Source organism: Streptomyces sp. NPDC001027 (assembly GCF_040299045.1).
Classification (GTDB): domain Bacteria; phylum Actinomycetota; class Actinomycetes; order Streptomycetales; family Streptomycetaceae; genus Streptomyces.
In genome coordinates, this window is the sequence record NZ_JBEPBI010000537.1 from 1 (window position 1) to 1,860 (window position 1,860).

Genomic DNA, 1,860 nt, shown 5'->3' on the forward strand with positions numbered 1-1,860 from the left:
CGTTCGTGCGGGAGCAGCTGCCGGAGTCGATGGTGCCGGCCGCCGTGATGCTGCTCGACGAACTGCCACTGACGGCGAACGGCAAGGTCGACACCGGACGCCTGCCCGCCCCCACGTACACCGCGGGCGAGAGCCGAGGTCCGGCAACGCTGCAGGAGGAGCTGCTCTGCGCCGCGTTCGCGCAGGTGCTCGGCCTGGAGCGGGTCGGTGTGGATGACGACTTCTTCGCGCTCGGCGGCCACTCGCTGCTCGCCGTCCGGCTGATCAGCCGGGTGCGTGTGGTTCTGGGCGTCGAAGTGCCGCTGCGCACCCTGTTCGAGGCGCCGACGGTCGCCGGGCTCGCGGCCCGTCTCGCCGGCTCGGCCGGGGCTCGTCCAGCCCTCCAGGCCGGCGAGCGACCGGAGCGCCTCCCGCTCTCCTTCGCGCAGCAACGGCTTTGGTTCATCGACCAGTTGGAAGGCCCCAGCTCGACGTACAACATCCCGTTCCGGATCTCACTTCCGGCCGACATCGACACCGGAGCGCTGGGCGCGGCCCTGCGTGACGTCATCGGGCGGCACGAGGTCCTGCGGACTGTGTACGCGGCGGGTGACAGCGAACCGTTCCAGCGGATCACCGAGATCGACGACCTGGCCTGGGAGCTGCAGATCGTCGAGGTCTCGCAGGACAAGCTGGAGGAGGCGCTCGCCGAGGCCTCGGACCATGCCTTCGACCTGTCGGCGGACGTGCCGATCCGCGCCACGCTGTTCGAGGCCGGGCCGCAGGAGAGGGTCCTGCTGATCCTGCTCCACCACATCGCCGGAGACGGCTGGTCGCAGGCCCCGCTCAGTCGGGACATCGTGACCGCGTACGAGGCGCGGGCCGTGGGCCGGGCCCCGCAGTGGGCGCCGCTGCCCGTGCAGTACGCCGACTACACGCTCTGGCAGCGCGACCTGCTCGGCGATGAGCGGGACCCGCAGAGCCTGATCGCGCAGCAGATCGCCTACTGGCGTGAGGCGCTGGCCGGGGCGCCGGAGGAGCTGGTGCTCCCGGTGGACCGGCCGCGTCCGGCGATCGCCTCCCACCAGGGTCACCGCCTGCCGTTGGAGGTTCCGGCGGCCGTGCACGAGCGGCTGGTGCAGGTGGCCCGGGCGGAGGGCGTGACGCCGTTCATGGTGCTCCAGGCCTCCCTCGCCGTGCTGCTCTCCAAGCTCGGTGCGGGAACGGACATTCCGATCGGCTCGGCGAACGCGGGCCGTACCGACGAGGCTCTGGACGATCTGGTCGGCTTCTTCATCAACACACTGGTGGTGCGGACGGACCTGTCCGGGCGGCCGACCTTCCGTGAGGTGCTGGGCCGGGTGCGGGAGCGGACGCTGTCCGCGCTGGCGCACCAGGACGTGCCCTTCGAGAAGCTGGTCGAGGAACTCTCTCCTGCCCGCTCCCGTGCACGGCACCCGCTGTTCCAGGTTCAGCTGGACCTCCAGAACAACACCGCCGACCGCCTGACGGCGGGTACCGACACGGTCGGCGAATCGACCGGCGGCGTGTCGGCCGGCACCGCGGCGGCGAAGTTCGACCTGGAGGTGCGGCTCGTCGAGGCGTTCGATGCCGAGGGCGCGCCCGGTGGGCTGCGTGGCTTGGTGGTGGCGGCGGCCGACCTGTTCGACGTGGAGTCGGTCGAACGGATCGGATCCGCTCTGCGCAAGGTGCTGGACGCGGTGACCCGCGACCCGGGCATGGCGGTGGATACCGTGGATGTGCTGGGCGAGGCCGGGCGTCGTCAGGTGTTGGTGGAGTGGAACGACTCGGCGGCGGAGCTGGGTTCGGCGTTGGTGCCGGAGCTGTTCGCCGCGCAGGTGGGGCGTACGCCGGATGCGG

Annotated in this window: 1 protein-coding gene; it reads left to right on the forward strand. The window is 71.5% G+C overall.

Annotation, left to right across the window (positions count from 1 at the left end):
• Positions 1 to 1,860, forward strand: a 1,860-nt coding sequence (locus ABT300_RS43670) for a condensation domain-containing protein (protein ID WP_351688637.1), incomplete at both ends; no start/stop codon positions are given.